Below are 23,247 nucleotides of genomic sequence, written 5' to 3' on the forward strand. Positions count from 1 at the left end.
TCTTCCGCCCGGACATCTATAGGATGAGGTTGAGTGCCACCGTCTAGCAGGACGGGACGGATATTTTGCGCAGGATGCGCAACACAGGCAGCGCCGATTGACCGGAAGTGAGCTCCGTGAGCAAGTTGGACAACCTCGACATGCGCCTGCTGCTCGAGCTCGTGCGGGACCCCAGGGCCCAGGTCAGTGAGCTCAGCGAACTCCTCGGCGTGGCCCGCAATACGGCGCAGAGCAGGATCCGCAGGCTGCTCCGGGCGGGGACGCTCCGCAGGAGCGGACGCGAGATCGACCTCGAGGCCCTGGGCTACGACGTCATCGCCTTCATCACCATCGAAGTGTCGCACCGCGAACTCGATGGCGTCATCGCCGGGCTGCGCACCCTCACCCAGGTGTTGGAGGTCCACGAGATCTCCGGACGCGGCGACGTGTGGTGCCGCGTCGCGGCGACGGACACGCACAACCTGCAGGTCGCACTGCGCTCCGTGCTCAAGATCAAGGGGGTCATCCGCACCGAGACGGTGCTCGCCCTGCACGAGCACATCCCCTACCGCACGGAACCCCTCCTGGAACGACTGGCGCAGCTGCCGGCCGACGCCTGACCCGCCCCAGCACGCCCGAGCACAAGGAGCTCCCATGGTTCTGCCGACGTCCGACACCCTCGTCACCTATCCCCAGGGAGCCGTCGGATCGGCCTCGCGCGTGATCCACGTCGAGATTCGCGACGACGGTCGACGCGCGGTCCTGCTCGACACCACCGCGTTCCACCCTGTCGACCACGCCTGGCCCGACCAGGGACCGGACCGCGGCGAGCTGGTTGCCGACGGGAGTAGCTGGCCCGTGGTCGATTGCGTGGTCGGAGCCACCGACGGGACCACGCTGTACCTGGGCGGGGAGGCGCCCGTGCGCAAGGGCACCGACGGATGGGCGTTCGTCGTCGTGCACCTCCTCGACGGCGACGGGCCCGCGGAAGGCGACGACGTCGTCGTACGTGTGGACGCGGCACACCGGGCCGCGCTGTCCGCGGGGCACACGGGGTGCCATCTCGCCTCGCTGGCCCTGAACCGCGCGCTCGCCGGGCGCTGGAAGAAGGACGCGGCACCCGATGCTCTCGGCGCCCCGAACTTCGACGCCCTGGCGATCGACACCACCGTCATCGGCGAGTTCGGCTCGGTCGACCGGTACCGCCTGGGGAAGTCCCTGCGCCGCAAGGGCTTCGGTACGGAGGGCCTCGACACCGACGCCACAGCCTCCATCGTCAACGCCACGCTCGCCGTCTGGACGTCGACGGGCGCACCGATAACCATCGGCGCGGACGGGCCGGGCCTCACTGATCGGCGGCGGTGGATCTGCGACCTTCCCGGCGAGCAGGCCGAGATCCCCTGTGGCGGGACGCACCTGGCGTCGCTGGCGGGCGTCGCGGTGTCCGTCCACCTGGACTTGGCCGACGTCGACGGGACACCGGTCCTGCGGATGGAGACGCGCGTGGACGTGCCCTCTCCGGCCTGAGGCCTGCGTTCGAGCCCTCGGGCCGGCACGGGGTCGCCGACATCAGCGCTCGCCGGCCCTGCCTGGCCGACCGGCGCCCAGCGACCGCGCCTCCGCAAGGAACTGCTCCGCCACCTCCAGTCGGGACAGCGCCTCCGTCATGCCGCCCTCGTCCCCGGGGCGGCTCCGGGCTCCGGCAACGAGGGTGAGGCTTACGGCGGCGGCGCGACTGCGCAGCGCGGCGGGGTCCACGTGCCGGTCGAAGACCCGCATGAAGCGCACCAGGGCCTGAGGCACGTGGACGTAACCGTGGTGCAGGCCGGGTAGGACGGCGACGTGGCCGAGGAAGCAGGCGAGGTCGTCGACGAGGCGGCCCGGTCCGAGCGCGTCGACATCGAGGACACCCGATACGGCAGCGCCGGTGATGAGGAGGTTGCCCTCGTAGAAGTCGCCGTGCGTAGGGACCAGGGGGCCGCTCTCACTGGCACGGACGGCGTCGTCGATCCCGTGCGCGAGCCGACGGATGCGCTCCGCCTCGGCCGGAAGGACGGCCACCGCGCCTTCGCCGTAGTCGCGCACGCGGGCGGCCCATGGCGGACGTACCGGCAGCGTGAGGACGGCAGGCGGGAGCGACCTGAGGAGCTGTACGAGCGCCTCGGGATCGACGTCGGCGGCACCGTCGCGCATGAGCAGCTCGGCGAGCGGAGTCCCCGCGGCCGCGTGCATCGCGACGACGTCCTGCACCGGTTCGCCTGCGAGCACCGGCGCCGGAACGCCCGCGGACTGCAGCATCCTGTGCCGCTCCGCCAACTGCACGGCCGCGTTCCGGCGCAGCACCTTAAGGTAACGGGCGTCGTCGCCGTTCCGCGCCATGACGACTGCCCGCCTCAGCGGCCGGTAGCTCTTTAGTTCGACGACGGTGTCCGCGGGATCATGCTGCGGACCGAACGCCCACCGGGTCATGCCCGCCGGATCCAGTGCAAGGGGAAGCCCGGGCAGCAGTGGATCGGCGGGATGCACCCAGACGAAGAATTCCTGGGTGCCCTGACGATGAGCAAGTACGGTGCGGCCGCTCAGTCCCGGAGGTGCGCTCGAGGTGATGCAGGCGTGGGTCGGTACGGAAGGAGAGACGCTGCGACGCCGTCCGCCGGGAGCGGGCTGCACCGCTATCGAGAAGACCCCCGTCACCCCGGCACCGGGCCGATGATGCACCGGTCCGAGCTGCCAGGACACGAGGCCCCAGCCGTCCGGGGCGAGCACCTTCCGCAGGAGCTCGCCGGGCGCATCCGACTCCAGGTAGGTGATGGCCTCCTGCTCGCGCATGATGCGCGCTTCCCTGGACCTCATGCGGTGGCTAGGCAGCGGTTACGGCCATCGTGGCGACGGCGCCGGGCCCTGGCACCGCTGCCTCAGGCTCGGCGTCGCTGCAGCACGTCGTCGAGGTTGATGCGCCCCGTGGCGGGAGCGGACCCGGAGGTCGTGGTTGCGGGATCGGCTGTCGCCGATGCGCTCCGTGCTGCAGCCTCCGCGGCCTTGATGGGGGTCTTCGACGAGGGCTTCGGTGCCTCGGGCAGATCGAGTGGAGCGGGGGCCTGGCGTTCGGCCTTCACCGAGTCGACGTAGGTGGGACGCGGGACCTCGACCGGCGCCCAGGCTGTTGCTCCGGCGGGCTGCGTAGCGGTTTCCTCGGTGACCGCCTGGATCCCGCTGTGCACCGACACCGCGGTGGCTCCGTGAGCTACTGCGAGGGCTGCTGTGCGAAGCTCCATCGCCGTCAGCGGCCGAACCGCCTGGTCCTCGGCGTCGAACAGTGCCGTGGGACGTTGTGGAGCAGCGCGACCGGCGGTTCCGGTCGTCTCGGACATCTCCGAAGTCTGGGATGTACCGGATGTCTCGGGTGCGGTGGTGCGCACGGGCGCCATCGCAGCGGCGAAAGCGTTGTTGATGCGTGCCCGACGGGATCGGATGGCGAGGAACCTCAGCACCCCGACGGCGGCGGCAGTCAGTGCGGCGCAGGCGAGTGGAACGAGCAGGGACACGACGTTCAGCGCCGCGAGAACCAGCGTGACGGGTACGGCGACCAACGCCATGAGCCCCACCAACGCAACGGCGATGCGTCCCCAGCGGGGCGTGAACGACGTCGTGGGTGCGGACACGCCGGGGTGCGCCGGCGCGGGCACTTCCTGGAACGCCGGGGAGTGGGTTCCCTGGATGCTCCACCAGCGACGCGGCGCGCTCTCAGGCTGGGTCATTGCCATCGCGCTCCCCCACGCGCCGCGAGTCGAGGCATTCCGCGGAAGAGCCGCGGTTCCGGCTGTGGCCGGCACGTTCGCGCGGAGGACGAACGGGGCTACCCACACCAGCCACAATCCGACGATTGCAGCGAGTACCAACGAACTATCCAGAGAGAAGACCACATCTAGAACCGTAGGAGCAATCGCCCGCTGGGCGCGGCATTGGCACGGGTGTGTCGTGATCGAATATGCCCTTCAGGGCATTGGACATCCAGGTCACCCCAGGCAGGTCACCCCAGGCGAGGTGGACTGCCCTCGAGCCACGGAGTCAACAGACCGCGGGGCACTTCCTCCGCCGTGAGGGCGAAACTCCTGTGATCTGCCCACTGACCTGCTATGTGCAGATACCTGGGGCGCAGCCCTTCGTCGCGGAAGTGCAGTTTCTCCACGACCCGGAGGCTCGCACGGTTCTCCGGACGGATGTTGATCTCCATACGGTGCAGCCCGAGGTCACCGAAGCAGTAGTCGGTAGCAAGAGCCACCGCGGTCGGCGCGATCCCCCGCCCGGCCCGCTCGGAGTCGACCCAGTAGCCCAGCGTCGCCGTCATCGCCGAACCCCAGGTGATGCCCGAGACCGTCAACTGTCCGACGAGGCGCTCGTGGCCCGAGCCCGGCTGCTGCTCGAGGATGAGGAACGGAAGCGCCGTTCCTGCCCGTGCCTGTGCCGTCAGCGAGCGCACCATCTGGTGATAGGTGGGCAGGAAGCCCTCCGGGTCGGGGTTCGACGCCTCCCACGGGGCCAGCCAGCGGGCGTTGCGGTGTCGCAACGCAGTCCACGCCGCCTTGTCCCTGTGGCGAATGGGCCTGAGGACCAGCGAACCAGCCCTCAGGGTCACGGGCCAGCTGGCTGCCGACCACACGGCGGATCAGTCCGGGATGTTCTTGCTGAAGTCCTTGATCCAGGCGCAGAGGTCCGGTCCGAGATCCTCGCGTTCGGACGCCAGCGTGACAACCGCCTTCAGGTAGCTCAGCTTGTCACCCGTGTCGTACCGACGGCCACGGAAGACGACCCCGTAGACGCCGGAGCCCTCTCCCTCGGCCGCAGCCAGGGTCTGCAGGGCGTCGGTCAGCTGGATCTCGTCTCCCCGACCGGGCTGCGTGGTCTCCAGGACCTCGAAGACCCGGGGGTGCAGCACGTAACGCCCGATGACGGCGAGGTTCGACGGCGCGTCCTCCACGGCGGGCTTCTCGACCAGCTGGTTGACGCGGACGTGGTCCTCCCCGTCCAGCTCGGTGATATCGGCGCAGCCGTAGGCGCTGATCTGCTGCGGATCGACCTCGATGAGGGCGATCACGGAGCCACCCGTCTTGGCCTGAACCTCGATCATCGTCTCCAGCAGGGGATCACGCTCGTCGATCAGGTCGTCTCCGAGCAGGACCGCGAACGGCTCGTCGCCCACGTGGAGCTTGGCCCGGAGGACCGCGTGGCCGAGGCCCTTGGGGTCCCCCTGGCGGAGGTAGTGGATGTCGCCCAGCTCGGACGGGCGCCGCACGGCGGCGAGCTTGTCGAGGTCACCCTTGGCCTCGAGGGTCTGCTCGATGAAAGGAACACGATCGAAGTGGTCCTCCAGCGCCCGCTTGTTGCGCCCCGTGATCATCAGGACGTCGGACAGTCCTGCGTCCACGGCCTCCTGGACGACGTACTGGATGGCCGGCTTGTCGACGACCGGAAGCATTTCCTTCGGCATCGCCTTGGTTGCGGGAAGGAAACGGGTTCCCAGGCCGGCCGCGGGGATAACGGCCTTCGTCACACGTGATCGCAAAGTCATGGGCACCACACTACATAATGGGCGTGGACTCGCGAGGCAGCGAGCACAATGGTGGAATGACACGCTCCCGCCGTGCTACGGAAAAGGCCCGCCTGCGCGCCTCACTGCGGACGACACGCGCCGCCTTCGATCCGACGGAGCGGCAGGACCAGTCGGACGCCCTCGGCGAGGCCGTGGTCGCGCATGTCGGTCGACTGTTCGCGGACAGCGCCGGCGCCACCCCCCGCCCCACCGTCGCCGCGTACCTCGGCGTCGACCCCGAGCCACGCACCGCTTCCCTCCTCGGGGAACTGCACCGGCTAGGGTTCGGCGTCGTCGTCCCCATCTGCGAACCCGCCTACGAGCTGTCCTGGGCCGCATGGACTCCCGGCATCGCCCTCGAGCGCTCGGTGCGAGCCCCGGTGGATGAACCTGTGGGTCCACGCCGTCGGTTCGGCGACCTCGCCCCGCAGGTCGCGCTCATCCTGGTCCCAGCGCTCGGGGTGGACGTCGAGGGCAACCGCATCGGCCAGGGCGGCGGGTACTTCGACCGCTTCCTCGCCCGGCATCCCGTCGACGAGCCCGGAGCCGTACCCCGGCTCGGGGTCGTCTACCGCTCGGAGATACTGCCGAGCGGAGTGATCCCGACAGAGCCCTACGATCAGCCGCTGACGGGAGCGTTCACCGCGGACGGCCTGCTGCGCTTCGACAGGACCCGCGACGCACGATAGTCGGACACGGCGCCCGCGCTCGGGGTGTAGACTGGCACTCGACCCCGGAGAGTGCCAATCGACGGTCCAGAGAGCCATCCGGGTCCACGACGTTCGTCCAGGAGGATTTCCATGCCGATGTACGCCTATGCCTGCAAGGATTGCGGCCACGCCTTCGATATCCAGCAGTCGTTCTCCGACGACTCGCTGACGGTATGCCCCGAGTGCGGCGGCGCCCTGCGGAAAAAGTTCAACAGCGTCGGCGTCGTCTTCAAGGGGACTGGCTTCTACCGCAACGATTCCAGGGACACCAAGACCAGCGTGGAGGCCGGTTCGTCGTCTGCGACATCCGATTCGGGTACCAAGGCCAAGGTCACCTCCGATTCCTCGGCGGGCACGGGTTCCTCGTCGAGCTCCCCGTCAACCTCCTCGGCCACCCCGAGCGGTGGAGGCACCGCCTCCTCCTGAAGGTGCGGGGAGGAACTTCCCTACGTCGCCACCGCGTCGGGCGCGCTGATGTCCACATACGCCTGATCGCAGGACCACGCACGCGGAGGCCCGGCCTACGGTCGGTTCATGAACCAGACGAATCACGCCGGACGCCCCCCGATCCGGTATCGCCTGCGCAGGCGCATCCAGCGACACAGGCGCCTGATCGCCTGCCTGCTGCTCAGTGCCGCCGCGGGTGTCGCCGTTGAAGCCGCCGTGGGTGAGGACTACGCAACGACCACCGTCGTCAGCGCTGCACACGACCTCCCCGTCGGGAAGGTGCTGAGCGACGCCGACGTCGCACTCATCGACCTTCCGGAACAAGCGATGGGCGGGCCCGCCTACCAGGACCGGTCCCAGGTGGTCGGCCAGCAGCTGGCTGCTCCCCTGTCCCAGGGGTCGCCGATTCCACCGACGGCGCTCGTGGGTGACGGCCTGCTGACGGGTACCGCGCCGGGAACTGTCGCCGTGCCCATCAGGCCGGCCGATCCGGCCACAGTCCAGCTCCTGGCCCCGGGTCAGATCGTCGACGTCATCCTGAGTACGGGCAACGGCTACGACGTCGCGTCGGAATCGACGGTCCTCGCTCGCTCCGTCCCGGTCGTGTGGGCTGCTCCGGGCGGCTCGGGAGGCACGTGGCCAGGGGCCGACGACGACGCCGGACTCGTCGTCGTCGCCGCCGGAGCGAAGGAAGCCGCTGCGCTCGCCGGAGCGTCGAGCTCAGGGGATGTCCACCTCGTGTTGAGAACAGCCCCGTGAGCCCGGCGGACTCACGGGAGGAGCGTCGACGCGATCAGCCCCAGTGCGGGGGACGCTGCTCCTGAAGCCAATCGTCGTGATTCTCCTCGGCGTCGCCCCAGGTTCGGGGGTCGTCCTCGCCCGCGGTCGTCGGAAGCGCAGGAGAGGCATCCTCTGCTGCTCCTGCTTCACGGCCGACGATGATGCCACGTCCCGGGTGCTGCTCGTCCTTCCGCATCCTGGCGGCGTCCTTTCGCGTTCGCGGCTGCTCTGACATCTCACGCGGGGGGAGGCCGATGAGGGCCGAAGCCCGCTGGGCGCACCCATCGGGATCGGTGAACACCTCGATCGTCCACAACGGCATGTAGCGCCACCCCATACGCTCGAGGACCTGGGGTCGGAGGCGGCTTCGCTCCCTCACGGACATCGACCCGTAGCGGGTTGTACCGTCGGATTCAATCGCGAGCGGCGCCGGGCGCTCGTCCGACACCGTCGCAGCGCTGCCGTCGGCACTTCCTTCGACACTGACGCCCGGAGGCCGCACCGCGACGATGTCGAGGACGCCTGCGTAGTGGTCCCACACGTCCGCGCCACGGTACCTCAGGCGGTCCACCAGATCCGCAACCAGTGGATCCTCGTTGCCGCCTGACCTGACCGCGTTGTGTCCCCCGTCGCCCCCGAGTTCGCGCTGCAGGAGTTCGAAGAAGTCCAGCGCCCCCGTCGTGAGGCGGTCGGGATCGAGGTCGGAGGGCTCGAAGCACGTCAGCACATGCTGCAGGCGCCGCGCCCTCGTCATGGCCATGACGAAGTTCTTGCGACCGTCGGAGCCGGACAACGGACCGAAGGAATGCAGTGCACGTCCGTGCGGGGTCCGTCCGTAGCCGAGCGAGAAGATGATGTCGTCGCGCACCAACCCACCGGCTCGCTGGACGGGAACCACACGGAAGGCTTCCCTGCGCGGTGTGAAGAAGTCGGCCGCCCAGGGGAATTCCGCCATCTGCAGGCGGATCGCCTCTCCCACGCGCGCTGCATGCCGTGCACTCGCCGTCACGACCGCGAGCGAGAAGCTCGGGCGGCGGCGGATGTGGTCGAAGACCAGTTCGACGACGCGGTTCACCTCGACGTCGACGCTCTCCACGCCGTCGTGCTCCGAGCTCGGCATGCCGGTGCCGTTGGGCAGGTACTCGACCACGAGCCCTCGACCCTCACCCGTCACTTCGGAGGCCTGCGGCAGTCGCGAGAGCTTCCCGTCGTAGAACGATTCGCTCAGGTACGTGTCGAGACCGCGATCGACCCCCCGGTAGACCTCTGTCAGCCCGCGGACCGGCAGTACCTCGCGCAACGAGTCGAATGCACTCGGTAGCGGCTCGAGGGTCGTCGCCCGGTCGGCGGCCTGCACCTCGATGCTGAAGCGGGTGGGGTGGGCGAGGCGATCGTCGCCGAAGACGACGACCTGCGCCGCGCGCGCCACGCAGGGCACCGCACTCTGCAGGGACATCGACTCACCGTCGAGGACAACCGCGGTGTCGAACGTGTAGCCCTCGGGAACGGTGCCCCTGATCGTCAGCGGGCTCACGGCCCAGACGGGCAGCAGTGCCGCGACCAGGTCCCGGTGAAGGCTTGCGAAGACCTCGAGGGTGAGGGTGCCGTCCTTGAGTTCCTGCCGCAGGCGGCCGGCATCGTCGGGGTGATCCGCCACGGCGTTCCGCCACCGTTCCGCGAGCGTCCAGCGGATCCGGGCAGGGCCGGACGCGATGTGGGCGTTGTCCGCCAGACGGTACTCGGCCTCGAGCTTGCGGAGGCTGGCGCCGTCGGACATGGCGAGGTAGTCGTCACCGCTGATCATCGCCTCCAGAGCGGACTGCCACCAGGCGAGCTCCAACTCCGGGCCGACCCCTTCCGCAGGAACCTCGCGGGCTGCGAGGTCGGCGAGCAGTTCACCCAGCCCCTGCTCACGCATCTCGTCGAGCAGCAGCGTGCGCTCCGGCAGCGTCTCCAGGGTCTCCCGGTCCGATGCGAGGCCGCTCAGGATCGCCTCGAGCCCGTCCAGTTCGAGGGACGCGAGGTCCGGGTGCCGTGACGTGGGCCGCAGTATCTCGGTCAGGTCCGCGAGGCGGGCCTCGACGGCCTGATACGACGCGTGGATCTCGGCGAGTCCGGTCGGCACCGAGGGATGCCGCTCGGTCAGCGCGTAGCGCGTCCACAACGTGCGTTGCTGCTGCACTTCGAGAAGGGAGGTGTGGAGGTCCGAGATGTGCACGCCGGGCCGGATGTACTCCTTGGCGACGCGCCGGAGCCGCGACCTCGTCATCGAGCTCATCTCGATGTCGCGTTCCTTGCGCCACGATGACGGCGCGGTCGCCGAGATCAGGTCGGTCACGGGTCGGTCGAAGATGTCGGGCGTGAACTTGTCGAGACTCCCCCGCACCGCCACCAGGAGCTCGAGCTGCTCACCCCACTCCCTGAAGGTCGCGCCGAGCGTGATGTGCGAATGCTCTGCTACGCGCTGCACCCGATTCCGCAGGTCGGGGATCTCCGTCGAGAGCTGCTGCGCCAGACCGTGCGCGTGCTCGGTCTCCTTGCGGTTGAGCAGCTGCGCGCCGTACCAGGGACTCTCGGTCGAGGCCTTGCTGAAGCTACCCAGTTCCGCTGCACGCCGGAGGTGCTCGCTCAGTTCCTTGCGATCAGCGATCGAGTCGAGGACGCTGCGCTTGAGGCGCACCGTGGTGGAAGGCGCAGGGTCGAGGGCCGTGAGGCCGGCGAGGGACTGCATGGCCTGATAGGGCGAGCACGCCCAGCGGCTCCGGACGTTGTGGAGGCTTCGCACGTGCTCCATGAGCTGGTGGCGGTGACCCGTCAACGTGGAGTGCAGGGATTCGAGGTGCGGCTCCGTCGCCTTCTCGTTCCGCACCAGGGCACGGATGACGGCCTCCCGCAGCTGCGCGGGACCGGTCTGACTGCCGAGCTGGAGCACGAGTGAGCCGAGATTCAGCCCGTCGAGATCCTGCACCAACTCGTTGAGGGTGCCCCGGCGCTCGGCCGCGACGACGACGCGGCTGCCGACAGCGGCCGCCCGCGCAACGACGTTCAGCGCGGTCTGTGTCTGCCCCGTTCCCGGCGGTGTGGCCACGGCGAGGCTCACGCCGGCCGAGGCGAGGTCCAGGACCTCCTGCTGCGCCCGGTCCGCGTCGAGGATCAGCAGCTCGTGCGCCGGATCCCGCTCGTCCGCGGGCGGGAAGGACAGTCCGTCCGCTGCCCCGGAAAGGACCGAAGCTGCCCCTGCGTCTCCCCGCGCCGACGCGATGAGGGCAGCGAGCACCGGGTGTTCGGGGCGGAGTGCCGGATCGCCCTTGACGCCTGCGAGGTCGGCGAATGTCGACACGAGGATCCGGTGCTCGACGGACATCCCGCGGACGCCGTCCGCCAGGACCCGCATGCGCTCGAGCACGGGGTAGGGATCGAAGCGCGCGGTGCCGTAGGCCAGCCGGGCGATGCCGGTCGGGTCCACCTGCAAGCCCTGGTGGTCCCGCAGGTGGCGCACGAGGGCCGGATTCATCCGGGCCTGCTCTGTGATCTGCAGTTCGTAGTCGTCCTGTGAGGCATGCACCGTCAGTGACACAGCAGTGAGGAGCACCGGTGCGTTCAATGTCTCCGAACGTCCTGCATCGTCCACCGATCGCCAGGACGCCGTTCCGGCGGCGAGGTATCCGACGTCGATGCCGCGCTCGGTTCCGAGTTCGAAGATCTTCGCCCGCAGGGCTCGTGCGGCCGCCTTGGCCGCACTGTACTGGACGGGGTCCCGCAGAAGCGTCGACAGACGCGTCCGGCGACCGGCGAGGAGTTGCGCGAGCCCGGAGGGGTGCGCGTGGGTCAGGTCGATGCTCGTGCCGGCCGACGGCCGGAAGTGGAGCAGCGTGTCCCCGCTCGCCTGCGCACCGAGGCCCTCGAGCCACGGAACGAGGAAGTCCTGCGCCGACGACCGATCCTCGGACCCGGCAGCATCCTGCTGGCCGGTCCCGGTGCTCCGCTGGTCCTCCTGCAGCTGATCCGCCGGCGTCGCTGCCGCATCCCGCTGGTCCTGCTCCGGCACGACGGCCTTCTTCCCTGCATTGTCACGTGCTGATCTCGACCAGATTGGCATGTCTTCCAAGCTATCCGAAAAGCGGACGGTCCCTGCGGATAGCAACGCTGCCCGGGCGGACCGAAGTAGGTTTATCGCCGCCCGGACCGCTGCCTATTCCCATTCGATGGTTCCCGGCGGCTTGCTCGTGACGTCGAGCACCACGCGGTTGACGCCGTCCACCTCGTTGGTGATCCGGTTGGAGATGCGGGCCAGCAGATCGTACGGCAGGCGTGACCAGTCGGCGGTCATGGCATCCTCGCTCGATACCGGGCGGAGGACGATCGGGTGCCCGTAGGTGCGGCCGTCACCCTGCACGCCCACGCTGCGCACGTCCGCCAGCAGGACCACTGGCATCTGCCACACCTCGTTGTCGAGCCCGGCCGCCGTCAGCTCGGCACGGGCGATCGCGTCGGCCTTCCGGAGCAGCTCAAGGCGCTCCTCCGTCACCTCGCCGACGATGCGGATCCCCAGTCCCGGACCGGGGAACGGCTGGCGTCCCACGATCTCGGCAGGGAGCCCGAGCTGGGCCCCGACGGCTCGGACCTCGTCCTTGAAGAGGGTGCGGAGCGGTTCGACGAGCTCGAACTGGAGGTCCTCGGGCAGGCCGCCCACGTTGTGGTGGCTCTTGATGTTGGCGGCTCCTTCGCCGCCCCCGGACTCGACCACGTCGGGGTACAGGGTGCCCTGCACCAGGAAGCGGATGGGCTCGCCCTCCGCCTCGGCCTCCCGCATGATGGCGCGTTCCGCCTCCTCGAAGGCGCGGATGAACTCGCGTCCGATGATCTTGCGCTTCGTCTCCGGGTCCGATACTCCGGCGAGTGCCTCGAGGAACCGCTTCTGCTCGTTGGCGACGTAGAGCCGAACGCCGGTCGCGGCCACGAAATCGCGCTCGACCTGCTCGGCCTCACCCTCGCGGAGCAATCCGTGGTCGACGAAGACACACGTGAGCTGGTCGCCGACGGCGCGCTGTACCAGTGCTGCCGCAACGGCGGAGTCGACGCCGCCGGAGAGTCCGCAGATGACGCGCGAGTCGCCGATCTGTTCTCGGATGCGCTCCACCTGCTCCTCGAGGATGTTGCGGGTCGTCCAGTTCGGGTCGAGCTGCGCGCCCCTGAAGAGGAAGTTCTCGATGACAGCCTGACCGTGCGGCGAGTGCTTCACCTCGGGATGCCACTGCACACCGTAGAGGCCCTTCTCCTCGTTGGCGAACGCCGCGACCGGCGCGCCCGCAGTACTCGCGAGGACATCGAAGCCCTCCGGCGCGGACTGGACGCTGTCACCGTGGCTCATCCACGCATTCTGCTGGTCCGGCGTGCCGCTGAGGATGGACCGCGATCCGCCGTCGGAGCGGACGTCGGTGGAACCGTACTCCCTCAGACCCGTCTTCGCGACGGTACCGCCGAGCGCATTGGCCATCGCCTGGAAGCCGTAGCAGATGCCGAGTACCGGAACGCCGGCGTCGAACAGGTCCGCCTCGACCTTCGGAGCACCTTCCGCATAGACACTGGACGGGCCGCCCGAGAGGATGATCGCCGAAGGATTCTTGGCGAGGATCTCCTGTGTACTCAGCGTGTGCGGCACGATCTCGGAGTAGACATCGGCCTCACGGACGCGGCGCGCGATCAGCTGGGCGTACTGCGCGCCGTAATCCACGACGAGGACAGGGCGGTGTTCGGAACCGTTCTCGGGGGTAGTCACCTATCAACAATAGTCCGCGTGCACCGGCGTCGCACATTGGGATGACGGTCCACCGAGCAGTTGGAAGCCGTCCGTGACCACTCCACGCCGGTCACGGGGGCATCAGTAGCGCGGCGCGGCCTCGGGGTGTGCCGTCAGGTCCTGCTCCGCCTGCCGGTGGACCCGCTTCTCGACGAAGAACGACAGCAGGGGCACGACGCCGCCGAGCGCGATCAGGACGAAGCGGCTGAACGGCCACCGCATGAACTGCCAGAGCCGGAAGTCGGCGATCAGGTACACGACGTAGAGCCAGCCGTGCACGATCAGCACCGCCGTGGAGAGGTTGAACCCGCCCGCCGTCTCGGCGACGACCTCGGGCAGGAACTGGATGGCTGCACCGCCGCCCGCGACGATCTCGGAGTCGAAGCCGTACTTGGCGACCATCTCGACGACGACGAGCAGGAGCATGACGCCCGTGGCATAGGCCAGCACCTTGTAGAACGCGAGCGCGGACCTGATCTGCCTGTGGGTTCCCCCGAAGCGCCGCTTCGGTGTGCCCTTCGATGGCGTAGGTCCAGTAGCTCCGGTTGCTCCGCTTGCTCCGCTTGGTTCCAGGGTGGGCTCAGTCACTGTGCGCGCTTCTTTCAGTGTCGGACGTCGGGTCGGTTGACGCATGGGTGGACGGGCCGGCACCGGTCACGACGACGGAGGCGTCGGGCCGTCGGTCGGCGCCCTCCGCCTGCGCTGCCTCGGCGGCATCGGCGGCGTCCTCGAGGGAGCGGCGGTAGTCGTCGGCAACCAGGCGCCACCACAGGAAGAAGGCGAAGCCGGCGAAGACGACCCACTCGATCGCGTAGAAGATGTTCAGCCAGTTGATCGGCGTCTCCTGCGGCTGCGGACCGACGACGACCTGCCGCATGCCCTCGGCGAAGGGGACATCGGTACCGCCGACCGTCACCTCCGACGCGACGACGAAAGCGGAATAGGACTCGCGGTCCCACAGGTTGGTCAGTTCGGCAGTGGCCAGCGTGGGCACCTGCCCTTCCACGGGCCGCTGCACCTCGGGGGCTTCCGGTGGCAGGAGGCGACCGACGACGGAGGCCGGGCCCTGCTGTTCCTCGATCGCAGCGGCTTCATCGGCCTCCGGCACCCACCCGAGCACGACGGGGATGACGGCACCGCCGACGCCCGGTTCCGGGTCCCCGTCCGATCCCTCGACCGCGAAGGCCTCGACGACCCAGAGGCCGTCCTCGCCCTCGGACAACCGGTTCTGCACCAGGACCCTGGTGCCCGACAGGAAACTGCCGTCCAGCGAGACCATCTGATCGGCAGTGCTCGAATACAGCGGAGTGAGGGGTTGCAGCACCTCGGTCAGCGGGCGGACGTTCTCGGTGGCACTCGGCGCAGGCGGCGGTGCGTCGCGGGAAGAGCTGAACTGCCACTGGCTGAGGAGCACGAAGACCGCCGCGATGGCCATGGCGAGGATCAGCATGAGGATCCATCGAGGCTTGAGCGCGGTCTTCAACACCCCTCAACGGTACTTCGTACGGCTGTAGAACAACGAATGCCGGAGGGCCTGGACTCTGATGGCCGAGCCGGCGGAAGAGTCGTCGGGGGAGCCTATAGCTTGCTGGAGGGCACGTATGCCTCGCTGTGGAAATCCTGGCGGAACGAGTAGCGCGTCCGTACTCGCCGTCCGCCCGGTCGCTAGTGGTCGAAGAACACCAGGGACGAGTTGATCAGCTCGGCGATGACCTCGGCGTCGTGCGCCCGGCGCAGCGACTCCCGGAAGTTCTCCTTGAACAGGCTCCGAGCGATCGTGGCCAGCACTTCGAGATGCTCCGAGAAGGATTGTGCCGGCGTGGCCATGAGGAGCACGAGCGTCGCCGGACCGTCCACGGCGCCGAAGTCGAGGCTGTGCCCGAACCGGGTGACACCGACCGCGATGGAGGTCTGGTTGACGTACTGGCTGCGAGCGTGCGGCAGGCCCACACCGCCCGGCAGTCCCGTCGCCATCTGGTGCTCGCGGGAATTGACCTGGTCGAGGAAGGCCTCCAGGTCCGAGATACGCCCGGCCTCGTACAAGCGTCCGGCGAGTTGCGCCGAGGCGTCCTCCTTGGAGGTCGCCTCCATCTCGAGGATCACGAGCTCGGGAGTGGTCAGTCCGGCGTCGTGCAGGTCAAGGGACAGGTCGCTCACAGTATGCCTTTCGGAACCATCAGTCGGTGGAGATGTACGGCGAGAGGACGACTTCCACGCGCTGGAACTCCTTGAGGTCCGAGTAGCCGGTGGTGGCCATCGCCCGCCGCAGCGCGCCGATGAGATTCGACGTGCCATCCGTGTGGTGGGAGGGGCCCCACAGCACTTCCTGGAGCGGACCGACGGTGCCGATGTTCACCCTGTCGCCGCGTGGCAGTTCATGGTGGTGCGCTTCCTGGCCCCAGTGCCAGCCCTTGCCGGGTGCCTCCTCGGCACGGGCGAGCGCCGAACCGAGCATGACGGCGTCTGCGCCCATGGCGATCGCCTTCACGATGTCGCCGCTGGCCCCCATGCCGCCGTCGGCGATGACGTGGACGTACCGGCCTCCGGATTCGTCCATGTAGTCGCGGCGGGCTCCGGCGACGTCGGCGATGGCGGAGGCGAGCGGCGAGTGGATGCCGAGCGCGCGGCGCGTCGTGGTGGTCGCCCCGCCGCCGAAACCGACGAGCACACCGGCGGCACCGGTCCGCATGAGGTGGAGGGCGGGCGTGTAGCCGGCCGCACCGCCGACGATCACGGGGACGTCGAGTTCGTAGATGAACTTCTTCAGATCCAGCGGCTGCTCGTTCTTCGACACGTGCTCCGCAGAAACCGTCGTGCCGCGGATCACGAAGATGTCGACGCCCGCGGCGAGGACCGTCTTGTAGAACTGCTGGGTGCGCTGTGGCGTCAGGGCACCGGCGACGGTGACACCCGCCTCACGGATCTCGGCGAGGCGGCTCGTGATGAGGTCCGCCTGGATGGGTGCGTCGTAGAGCTCCTGCATGCGCCGGGTTGCTGCGGGGCTGAAGTTCTCGGTGCTCAGTCCCGCGATCTCGTCGAGGACGGGCTGTGGGTCCTCGTATCGGGTCCACAACCCCTCGAGATTGAGTACGCCGAGACCGCCGAGCCTGCCCATGGCGATAGCCGTGGCGGGTGACATCGCCGAGTCCATGGGGGCTGCGACGACGGGCATCTCGAACTGGTAGGCGTCGATCTGCCAGCCGACGGAGACGTCGAGCGGATCACGCGTGCGCCGCGAGGGCACCACCGCCACGTCATCCAGCGAATATGCCCTGCGTCCGCGCTTGCTTCGGCCAATCTCGATCTCGTAAGTCACTGCTCTAGGTTAGCCCAGCGCGGCCCGCGGACGAGCGGCACGTCATGCTGCGACGGGCACGCACCCGCCCGCTTCTGCGGGCGGGTGCGCCCTCGGTGCATCGTGCCGCGGTGTCCGGTCCGATTCCGGTACTAGCGCTTCAGCACGCGGGAGAGGAACCTGTCGGTCCGCTCGCGCAGTTCGCCCACCTGGCGGGCGACGACCGCCGCCGGGTCCGGCTGGATCTCGCTGACGGGCGGCTCCCTGCGCACGTTCGCCGAGCAGATGAAATCGGCGCAGATCAGCGTACCGACCGTGTTGCCGTCGCGGCCTGACTGGCCGGCGCGGCGTGCGACCCACAGGAGGACGTCCTCCTTCGAGAACACGTCACGGCAGAGCTCGCACAGGACGGCTCGGTTCTTCCGTGCGCCGGACTCGGGTGCCCGGAGAAGTATGCCCGAGGGCCCCTTGTCGGTGGGCACCACGAGGTACCCCCGGAGGGGCATCTTCTCGTCACGCCAGCCGAGGAAGTCCAGGTTGTCCCAGTCGAGGGAGTCGAAGTTCCCCGGTGGGGTCAGTTTCGCCGCCTCAGACCGGGTCGCGTTGATGAAGGATGAACGGATGTCCTTGATGGAAAGGGGGTGCATGGAGGAGCGCCTTAGCAGTTGGAGGATCGGGATGATCGGTCTCTGCCGGCTGGTGGCATACGGGAACTACCGTGCCATGACGGGTATCGGTGTCGGTGACGCGCAGGGCGTCCGACGCGGGCGTTCAGGAGTAGGAACGACCCGCCGCATGCTGGGGTGCCGGCCTGGCCGCGGGCGCACAGCAGGCCATCGAGGCCACCCCGCTCACCGTGGCACTTCGGGGCCAAGCGGTCCGCAGCATGCTCATCTGTCCTTGATCGTCGACGCTTCGTGCGGAGCCATCTTCGCAGAAACACCCGCCGGGGAGCAAAGCGTCCCACACCCGGCCAGAAGCCCCTACGCCTCGGGCAACTGGCTCTCGAACATCCGGTAGTAGCGACCCCGAAGCGCCACCAGCTCGGGGTGGGTGCCGGATTCGACGACGCGGCCGTCCTCCAGCATGTACACGATGTCCGCCTTCTCGATCGTGGCGAGCCGATGACTGATGGCGATGATCGTTCGGGAGCGGTCGGCGAACAGCCGCGTGAAGATCCGGTGCTCGGCGAGAGCGTCGATGGCCGACGTCGGCTCGTCCATGACGATGAAGGGCGCGTCCCGGTAGAAGTTGCGGGCCATCGCGAGGCGCTGCCACTGCCCGCCGGACAGGCCGCTGCCCTTCCGCCCGCGGGGGTCCTCCATCCAGTTGCTCACGTAGTTGTCGAAGCCGTTGGGCATCTTCTCGATGAACTCCACGGCCTCGGCGTCCTGCGCCGCCCGACGCACGCGGTCGTCGTCACGCGGGCGGTGCACGTCGCCGAAGTAGATGTTGTTCGCGGCCGTCGCGAACTCGTACCGCAGGAAGTCCTGCGACATGACGGCGAGGTACCGATGCCAGTCGTCGATGCTGATGCCCCGCAGGTCCCGCCCGTCCACCAGCACGCTTCCGCCGCTGGGCTGGTACAGCCCAGCGAGGACCCGGATGAGCGTGGACTTCCCCGCTCCGTTCTCCCCCACGATCGCCACGTGGGTCCCGCGCTCGAAGGACATCGAGATGCCCTTCAGCACCTCCGCCTCGCTGCCCGCATAGGTGAAGTGGATGTCGCGAAGCTCGACGACGGAGGGTGCCGCCTCGAGCCGCCCGACGGCCGCCGTCGAGAGGGGGAACTCCATGAACTGCTCGTAGTCCTTGAGGTTCGCCAGGTCCTCGTCGATGGAGCTGAGCGAGGACACGAGGTTGTTCGCGGTGCTGAGGGCCCGGCTGACGATCTGCTGGACGTAGAGGAACTGACCCACGGGCTGGGCCCGGGCGATGATCTGGCCGACGATCCAGACGAGCGCGAGCAGCTCCGCCCCGTACTGCAGTGCATCCGCGAGGAGCTGCTTGGGGATGTAGCGCTTCTGGAAGTCCAACCGCCGTTTCTCGTCGGCATCGCGCAGGGTCGAGCGTAGGTCCATGAGGTGGCGGACGATGCCGTAGAGGCGCATCTCGGCGATGTGCTGCGGCTTCATCAGGTTGTTCTCGATCATGCGGCGCTGCCGACGCGAGTCCACCTGCGTGTTCCAGTGGGCCATCTGCTCCCGGGACAGGCGGAACTGCAGGTAGACGCTGGGGATGATCGCCACCAGGACGATCAGCGCTATCCACCAGCTGACCAGGAGCAGCGCGCCGATGGCGAGGACCACGGACACCAGCTGCGTGAAGATCGCCGCGATGCGGTCGAGGACCCTGGCGTAGGAGTCCGAGAAGCGGCGCGCCCGGTCGTAGAGATCCACCGTCTCCTTGTCGTCGTACCGCCAGAACTCGAGGGCGAGGAACCGCTCGTACATGCGGTCGCCCACGATGGCACCGACGCGGAAGCTCAGGACCTGCTGGATGTAGCGGTCGACGCTGGTGAAGGCGCCCCAGAGCAACCCGAGCACGGCAGTGACGATCACGTAGGTGACCGCGGACCGGCCGGCGTCAGGGTCACCCGCGTAGGCGGCGGCGAGCGCCGTCGTCGTCAGGGACGCGAAATAGGTGGTGACCAGCGGCAGGACCGCCGAGATGAGCGAACCGGCGATCTTCATGGCGACGGCGCCGGGGGACGCCTTCGCACTGACGACCAGCACCTGCCCCACGGCACGCGCGTAGGGCGCGAGCCGGAGCTTCCGGCGCGCGCCCATTTCAGGCTGCGGCAGGCTGCTCATACGGCGCCGACCTGCGTTCCATCGCCGCCGCGACGGGCGGGCCGACGCGGCGCGGGGCTGCTACTTGGAGCCGTAGTTGGGTGCCTCGACCGTCATCTGGATGTCGTGCGGGTGGGACTCCTTGAGCCCGGCCGCCGTGATGCGGACGAACTTGCCCTTGGCCTTCAGCTCGGGGATGGTGCGCGCACCCGTGTAGAACATGGTCTGGCGCAGGCCACCGACGAGCTGGTAGGCCACCGAGGCGAGGGGGCCGCGGTAGGCGACCCTGCCCTCGATGCCTTCGGGGATCAGCTTGTCGTCGCCCGTGACGTCCGCCTGGAAGTAACGGTCCTTCGAATAGGAGGTGTTCTTGCCCCGCGTCTGCATGGCGCCGAGCGAACCCATGCCGCGGTAGGTCTTGAACTGCTTGCCGTTGACGAAGATCAGCTCGCCCGGGGCTTCGGCGGACCCGGCGAGGAGCGAACCGAGCATCACGGTGTCCGCTCCGGCCACGATCGCCTTGCCGATGTCGCCGGAGTACTGGAGGCCGCCGTCGGCGATCACGGGCACGCCTGCCGGGATGGCCGCCTTCGCCGACTCGTAGATGGCCGTGACCTGGGGGACGCCGACGCCGGCGACGACACGCGTGGTGCAGATGGAACCGGGACCGACGCCCACCTTGATGCCGTCGGCGCCGGCGTCGATCAGGGCCTGGGCACCCTCGCGGGTCGCAGCCTGGCCGCCGATGATGTCGACGTGCGCGGCCGACTTCTCCGCCTTCAGTCGCGCGATCATCTCGAGCACGCCCGCACTGTGGCCGTTCGCGGTGTCCACGAAGAGCGCGTCCACGCCGGCCTCGACGAGCGTCATGGCGCGCTCCCAGCCGTCCCCGAAGAAGCCGATGGCGGCTCCGACACGAAGGCGTCCGTCGTCGTCCTTCGTGGAGAGCGGGTACTGCTCGGCCTTGGTGAAGTCCTTCACTGTAATCAGGCCGCGCAGGATCCCCTCGTCGTCGACGAGCGGAAGCTTCTCGATCTTGTTCGACGCCAGGAGGTTGATGGCGTCGTCGCCGCTGATGCCCACCTTCCCGGTGACCAGTGGCATCTTCGTCATGACGTCGCGCACCAGCGTCCGCTGGAAGTCGCGCTCGAGGACGAAGCGGGTGTCGCGGTTCGTGACGATACCGAGGAGGTGACCGGACTCGTCGACGACCGGCAGGCCCGAGACGCGGTAGTGGCCGCACAGCTCGTCGAGCTCCCTGAGCGTGGCATCGGGGCCGATGGTGAGCGGGTTCGTGATCATGCCGGACTCGCTGCGCTTCACCCGGTCCACCTGGTCCGCCTGATCCTGGACGGACAGGTTGCGGTGGATGACCCCGAGGCCGCCCTGCCGGGCCATCGCGATCGCCATGCGGGACTCGGTGACCGTGTCCATCGCCGAGGAGAGCAGCGGTGTCCTCACGGTGATGCGCTTGGAGATACGCGAGGAGGTGTCGGCCTCCGAGGGGATGACGTCGGTATGGCCGGGGAGCAGGAGCACGTCGTCGTACGTCAGGCCGATGAATCCGAAGGGGTCGTGGGTCTCGTTCTGGCCGGACTGCTGGCTCACTGCTGCGCCTCTTTCGGTGTCACCGGGTGGGGAAGGGGCCTTCGGCTCAGGTGCGCCGGCGGGCTCTTCCAGTCTAGAACGGATCGTGGAAGCGCCCTATTCCGGTGACTGTCCTCACGTCACCACCCGAGCGCCGCCTTCAGCCGCTCCTCGAAGACCGGGACGGTGGTCTCGACGTACGTCCTGCTCAGGTGGTCGCGGTCCATGTAGACGCGCACGTTCCCGACGATGCCGGAGCAGGTGCCCTCGGCGCACACCAGGTCGGTCAGATCCAGGTGCTCGAGTCCCGGCATGCGATCAGCGACGGCCGCGAGGGGCGACGACGGCGCCAGCACATCGGTCATGGCGACATCGCAGACCGAGGGGTCCTCAGCGTTCCGTGCCGTGCATTCCGCCATGTCCTCGTCGAAGCGCGGCGTGTCCCGCAGCCCGACCACGGGGATGCCCGCGTCGAGAAGCGGCTGGATGCCCGCTTCGAAGCCGGCGGGCACCTCCTCGTCCGGGGAACTCCAGTCCGTGCGGGTGCCGACCGTCACGACGGCGTCGGGGCGGAGCTCCAGGGCGTAGTCCCCAACCGCGGCGTTGAACGCCTGGCACTCCGGGAACTCCGGCATCGGAACGTCCACGAACCTGCAGTTCGGCTTGTGTACCGACACGGCCAGCCAGTTGTTCGCCGTCGCCATCGCCCCGATCGCCGTCATCCACATGTGCGAGTGGGAGTCGCCGAGAACCAGCACGATGCGCTCCGCGGTCGCCTCGGCGCCCGTCTGCTCGCACGAGTACAGCTGCGGGTCGGCCGGCATGAGGGCGTCCGAGCACGGCCCGTCCACCGCGGCCCATTCGGCGCCGAGACTGCTGGCCAGTGGCTTCACGAGGGCGTCCTCCGCACCCTCGAACTCGAAGTCGGGAGCCAGGGCGGCCGCACCAGGGTTGTCGGCCAGGGTCTGCTGCTCCACCGCGGCCTCCCGCGCCTGTACGCGGTACTCCCAACCGGTCAGGGGCACGGCAACGAGGGCGAGCGCGACGGCCGCGACCAGGCCCGTGCGCCGGCGCTTGACCGAGGGCCACAGCCAGGAGCGCACCGGCTCCTCGACGTACCGAGTCGTCAGCGCGGCGAGCACCAGTGAGGCGGCAATGACCAGGGCGCCGTCGACCAGGCCTGCCGCGTCCTGGTCCGCGACGATGAGCCAGATGATCAGGACCGGCCAGTGCCAGAGGTACAGCGCATAGGACGCTCCGCCGAGCCGTTGCAGGGGCGCAGAGGAGAGCCAACGGTCGACGCCGGCCGGGCTTCGCGTGCGACCGGCCACGATCACGGCCGCTGCAGCCAGGGTGGGCCACAGCGCGATGTAGCCCGGGAACTGCTGGTGCACCTGCAGGAGGACACCGCAGGCCAGCATCATGCCCACACCGGCCCAGCCGAGGAGGATCCGGACCCGCGTCGGAAGCACCAGGTAGGGCAGGACGAGCGCCACGAGCGACCCGAGCGCGAACTCCCACAGCCGGGCACGCGTGTCGAAGTAGGCCGCAGCCTGGTGCTCACCGGTCTGCCACACGGAGAACCCGAGGGAGACCACGAAAACCGCCCCGAACACAGCGACGAGGACGCGTCGTGGGCGAAGGCTCGTCACCGCGACGACGCCGGCGCAGACCGCGAACAGCAGCGGCCAGAGCAGGAACACCTGGCCCTGGATCGACAGGGACCAGAAGTGTTGCAGCGGACTGGCTCCGCTGTTGTCCAGTGCGTGGTAATCGACGGCGTTGCCGGCGAGCTCCCAGTTCTGCCGGTAGGTCAGCGACGCCCACGTCTGGTCGAAGACGGACCGCCAGCGCGAACCGGGGACGACGGCCGCCGTCGCCGCGAGGACGGACAGGAGGACGACGACCGCAGCGGGGAGCAGCCGCTTGAGCAGTCCCAGCCAGTACGCCGGAAGGGCGAGCGGCTGGCGGGACTCGAGGCGCCGCGTGAACGTGACGGTGAGCAGGAATGCCGAGACGAGCAGGAAGACGTCGACCCCTCCCGACACACGGCCGAGCCATACGTGATAGACGACCACCATGGCGACCGCGAGCGCCCGCAATCCCTGCACCTCGGGCCGGAAGGTGCGCTCACCCGGCGGCTCCCGTACCGTCCGACAGGGCCGGCCCGGAGGGGACTGTAGGACGGAGACCACGCTGTTCCTCCTCACTAGCCGGGCCATACTGAATGGACGCAAACGTCCAGTTTACCGCGCCGCGAACGCCAC

Annotated in this window: 19 protein-coding genes; 5 read left to right on the plus strand and 14 right to left on the minus strand. The window is 68.8% G+C overall.

Annotated elements, in window-relative coordinates:
* Window positions 1–116 precede the first annotated feature (116 nt).
* Window positions 117–599, plus strand: a complete 483-nt coding sequence (locus CXQ96_RS06355; RefSeq protein WP_258058906.1) for an Lrp/AsnC family transcriptional regulator — start codon at window positions 117–119, stop codon at window positions 597–599.
* Between the two features lie 34 nt (window positions 600–633).
* Window positions 634–1,506: a metal-dependent hydrolase gene (locus CXQ96_RS06360; RefSeq protein WP_104117184.1), complete on the plus strand. Its 873-nt coding sequence runs from the start codon at window positions 634–636 to the stop codon at window positions 1,504–1,506.
* Between the two features lie 42 nt (window positions 1,507–1,548).
* Here CXQ96_RS06360 and CXQ96_RS06365 read toward each other — a convergent pair whose 3' ends face one another.
* From CXQ96_RS06365 to galU, 4 genes are all read right to left on the minus strand, one after another.
* Window positions 1,549–2,832: a phosphotransferase gene (locus tag CXQ96_RS06365; RefSeq protein WP_146070834.1), complete on the minus strand. Its 1,284-nt coding sequence runs from the start codon at window positions 2,830–2,832 to the stop codon at window positions 1,549–1,551.
* A 62-nt stretch (window positions 2,833–2,894) separates the two neighbouring features.
* Window positions 2,895–3,737 (minus strand): hypothetical protein, encoded by an 843-nt coding sequence (locus tag CXQ96_RS06370; protein ID WP_146070835.1) that lies wholly within the window; start codon window positions 3,735–3,737, stop codon window positions 2,895–2,897.
* Window positions 3,738–4,009: 272 nt separating this feature from the next.
* Entirely contained in the window at window positions 4,010–4,639 is a 630-nt protein-coding gene (locus CXQ96_RS06375; RefSeq protein WP_104117187.1) for a GNAT family N-acetyltransferase, read from the minus strand.
* Window positions 4,640–4,645: 6 nt separating this feature from the next.
* On the minus strand, window positions 4,646–5,548 hold the full coding sequence (gene galU, locus CXQ96_RS06380) for a UTP--glucose-1-phosphate uridylyltransferase GalU (protein ID WP_104117188.1): 903 nt from the start codon (window positions 5,546–5,548) through the stop codon (window positions 4,646–4,648).
* Window positions 5,549–5,604: 56 nt separating this feature from the next.
* On the opposite strand from galU, the gene CXQ96_RS06385 reads away from it, so the two are divergent.
* The 3 genes from CXQ96_RS06385 (at window position 5,605) to CXQ96_RS06395 (ending at window position 7,485) form a co-directional block, all read left to right on the plus strand.
* Window positions 5,605–6,258, plus strand: coding sequence for a 5-formyltetrahydrofolate cyclo-ligase (locus CXQ96_RS06385; RefSeq protein WP_181036379.1), 654 nt, complete (start codon window positions 5,605–5,607; stop codon window positions 6,256–6,258).
* A 111-nt stretch (window positions 6,259–6,369) separates the two neighbouring features.
* Complete coding sequence (locus CXQ96_RS06390) at window positions 6,370–6,705, plus strand: FmdB family zinc ribbon protein (RefSeq protein ID WP_104117190.1); 336 nt, start codon at window positions 6,370–6,372, stop codon at window positions 6,703–6,705.
* 108 nt (window positions 6,706–6,813) lie between these two features.
* Window positions 6,814–7,485: an RcpC/CpaB family pilus assembly protein gene (locus tag CXQ96_RS06395; protein ID WP_104117191.1), complete on the plus strand. Its 672-nt coding sequence runs from the start codon at window positions 6,814–6,816 to the stop codon at window positions 7,483–7,485.
* A 34-nt stretch (window positions 7,486–7,519) separates the two neighbouring features.
* Here CXQ96_RS06395 and CXQ96_RS06400 read toward each other — a convergent pair whose 3' ends face one another.
* The 10 genes from CXQ96_RS06400 to CXQ96_RS06445 form a co-directional block, all read right to left on the minus strand.
* Window positions 7,520–11,605: a DUF4011 domain-containing protein gene (locus CXQ96_RS06400; protein WP_104117192.1), complete on the minus strand. Its 4,086-nt coding sequence runs from the start codon at window positions 11,603–11,605 to the stop codon at window positions 7,520–7,522.
* 93 nt (window positions 11,606–11,698) lie between these two features.
* Complete coding sequence (gene guaA, locus CXQ96_RS06405) at window positions 11,699–13,285, minus strand: glutamine-hydrolyzing GMP synthase (RefSeq protein ID WP_104117193.1); 1,587 nt, start codon at window positions 13,283–13,285, stop codon at window positions 11,699–11,701.
* Between the two features lie 102 nt (window positions 13,286–13,387).
* A complete protein-coding gene (locus CXQ96_RS06410) occupies window positions 13,388–13,783 on the minus strand; it encodes a DUF3817 domain-containing protein (protein ID WP_258058921.1) in 396 nt (131 codons plus the stop codon).
* Window positions 13,784–13,886: 103 nt separating this feature from the next.
* Entirely contained in the window at window positions 13,887–14,792 is a 906-nt protein-coding gene (locus CXQ96_RS06415) for an SURF1 family protein (RefSeq protein ID WP_181036380.1), read from the minus strand.
* Window positions 14,793–14,971: 179 nt separating this feature from the next.
* Window positions 14,972–15,463: a PTS sugar transporter subunit IIA gene (locus CXQ96_RS06420; RefSeq protein WP_258058907.1), complete on the minus strand. Its 492-nt coding sequence runs from the start codon at window positions 15,461–15,463 to the stop codon at window positions 14,972–14,974.
* Between the two features lie 19 nt (window positions 15,464–15,482).
* Window positions 15,483–16,622: a GuaB3 family IMP dehydrogenase-related protein gene (locus CXQ96_RS06425; RefSeq protein ID WP_104117197.1), complete on the minus strand. Its 1,140-nt coding sequence runs from the start codon at window positions 16,620–16,622 to the stop codon at window positions 15,483–15,485.
* Between the two features lie 131 nt (window positions 16,623–16,753).
* Window positions 16,754–17,248 (minus strand): FBP domain-containing protein, encoded by a 495-nt coding sequence (locus CXQ96_RS06430; protein WP_104117198.1) that lies wholly within the window; start codon window positions 17,246–17,248, stop codon window positions 16,754–16,756.
* Between the two features lie 336 nt (window positions 17,249–17,584).
* Window positions 17,585–19,414: an ABC transporter ATP-binding protein gene (locus tag CXQ96_RS06435; RefSeq protein ID WP_104117199.1), complete on the minus strand. Its 1,830-nt coding sequence runs from the start codon at window positions 19,412–19,414 to the stop codon at window positions 17,585–17,587.
* 60 nt (window positions 19,415–19,474) lie between these two features.
* Entirely contained in the window at window positions 19,475–21,001 is a 1,527-nt protein-coding gene (gene guaB, locus CXQ96_RS06440) for an IMP dehydrogenase (protein WP_104117200.1), read from the minus strand.
* 119 nt (window positions 21,002–21,120) lie between these two features.
* Entirely contained in the window at window positions 21,121–23,175 is a 2,055-nt protein-coding gene (locus tag CXQ96_RS06445) for an acyltransferase family protein (protein WP_258058908.1), read from the minus strand.
* Window positions 23,176–23,247 lie beyond the last annotated feature (72 nt).

This window comes from Arthrobacter sp. B1805, from assembly GCF_002929745.1.
Classification (GTDB): domain Bacteria; phylum Actinomycetota; class Actinomycetes; order Actinomycetales; family Micrococcaceae; genus Arthrobacter_D.

Bases quoted from the DNA above. Each gene is read 5' to 3' on its own strand.
- CXQ96_RS06430 (WP_104117198.1), bottom strand. From the start codon at position 17,248: ATGCACCCCCTTTCCATCAAGGACATCCGTTCATCCTTCATCAACGCG.
- CXQ96_RS06395 (WP_104117191.1), top strand. From the start codon at position 6,814: ATGAACCAGACGAATCACGCCGGACGCCCCCCGATCCGGTATCGCCTG.
- CXQ96_RS06360 (WP_104117184.1), top strand. From the start codon at position 634: ATGGTTCTGCCGACGTCCGACACCCTCGTCACCTATCCCCAGGGAGCC.
- CXQ96_RS06400 (WP_104117192.1), bottom strand. From the start codon at position 11,605: ATGCCAATCTGGTCGAGATCAGCACGTGACAATGCAGGGAAGAAGGCC.
- CXQ96_RS06370 (WP_146070835.1), bottom strand. From the start codon at position 3,737: ATGACCCAGCCTGAGAGCGCGCCGCGTCGCTGGTGGAGCATCCAGGGA.
- galU (WP_104117188.1), bottom strand. From the start codon at position 5,548: ATGACTTTGCGATCACGTGTGACGAAGGCCGTTATCCCCGCGGCCGGC.
- CXQ96_RS06390 (WP_104117190.1), top strand. From the start codon at position 6,370: ATGCCGATGTACGCCTATGCCTGCAAGGATTGCGGCCACGCCTTCGAT.
- CXQ96_RS06385 (WP_181036379.1), top strand. From the start codon at position 5,605: ATGACACGCTCCCGCCGTGCTACGGAAAAGGCCCGCCTGCGCGCCTCA.
- CXQ96_RS06365 (WP_146070834.1), bottom strand. From the start codon at position 2,832: ATGAGGTCCAGGGAAGCGCGCATCATGCGCGAGCAGGAGGCCATCACC.
- CXQ96_RS06435 (WP_104117199.1), bottom strand. From the start codon at position 19,414: ATGAGCAGCCTGCCGCAGCCTGAAATGGGCGCGCGCCGGAAGCTCCGG.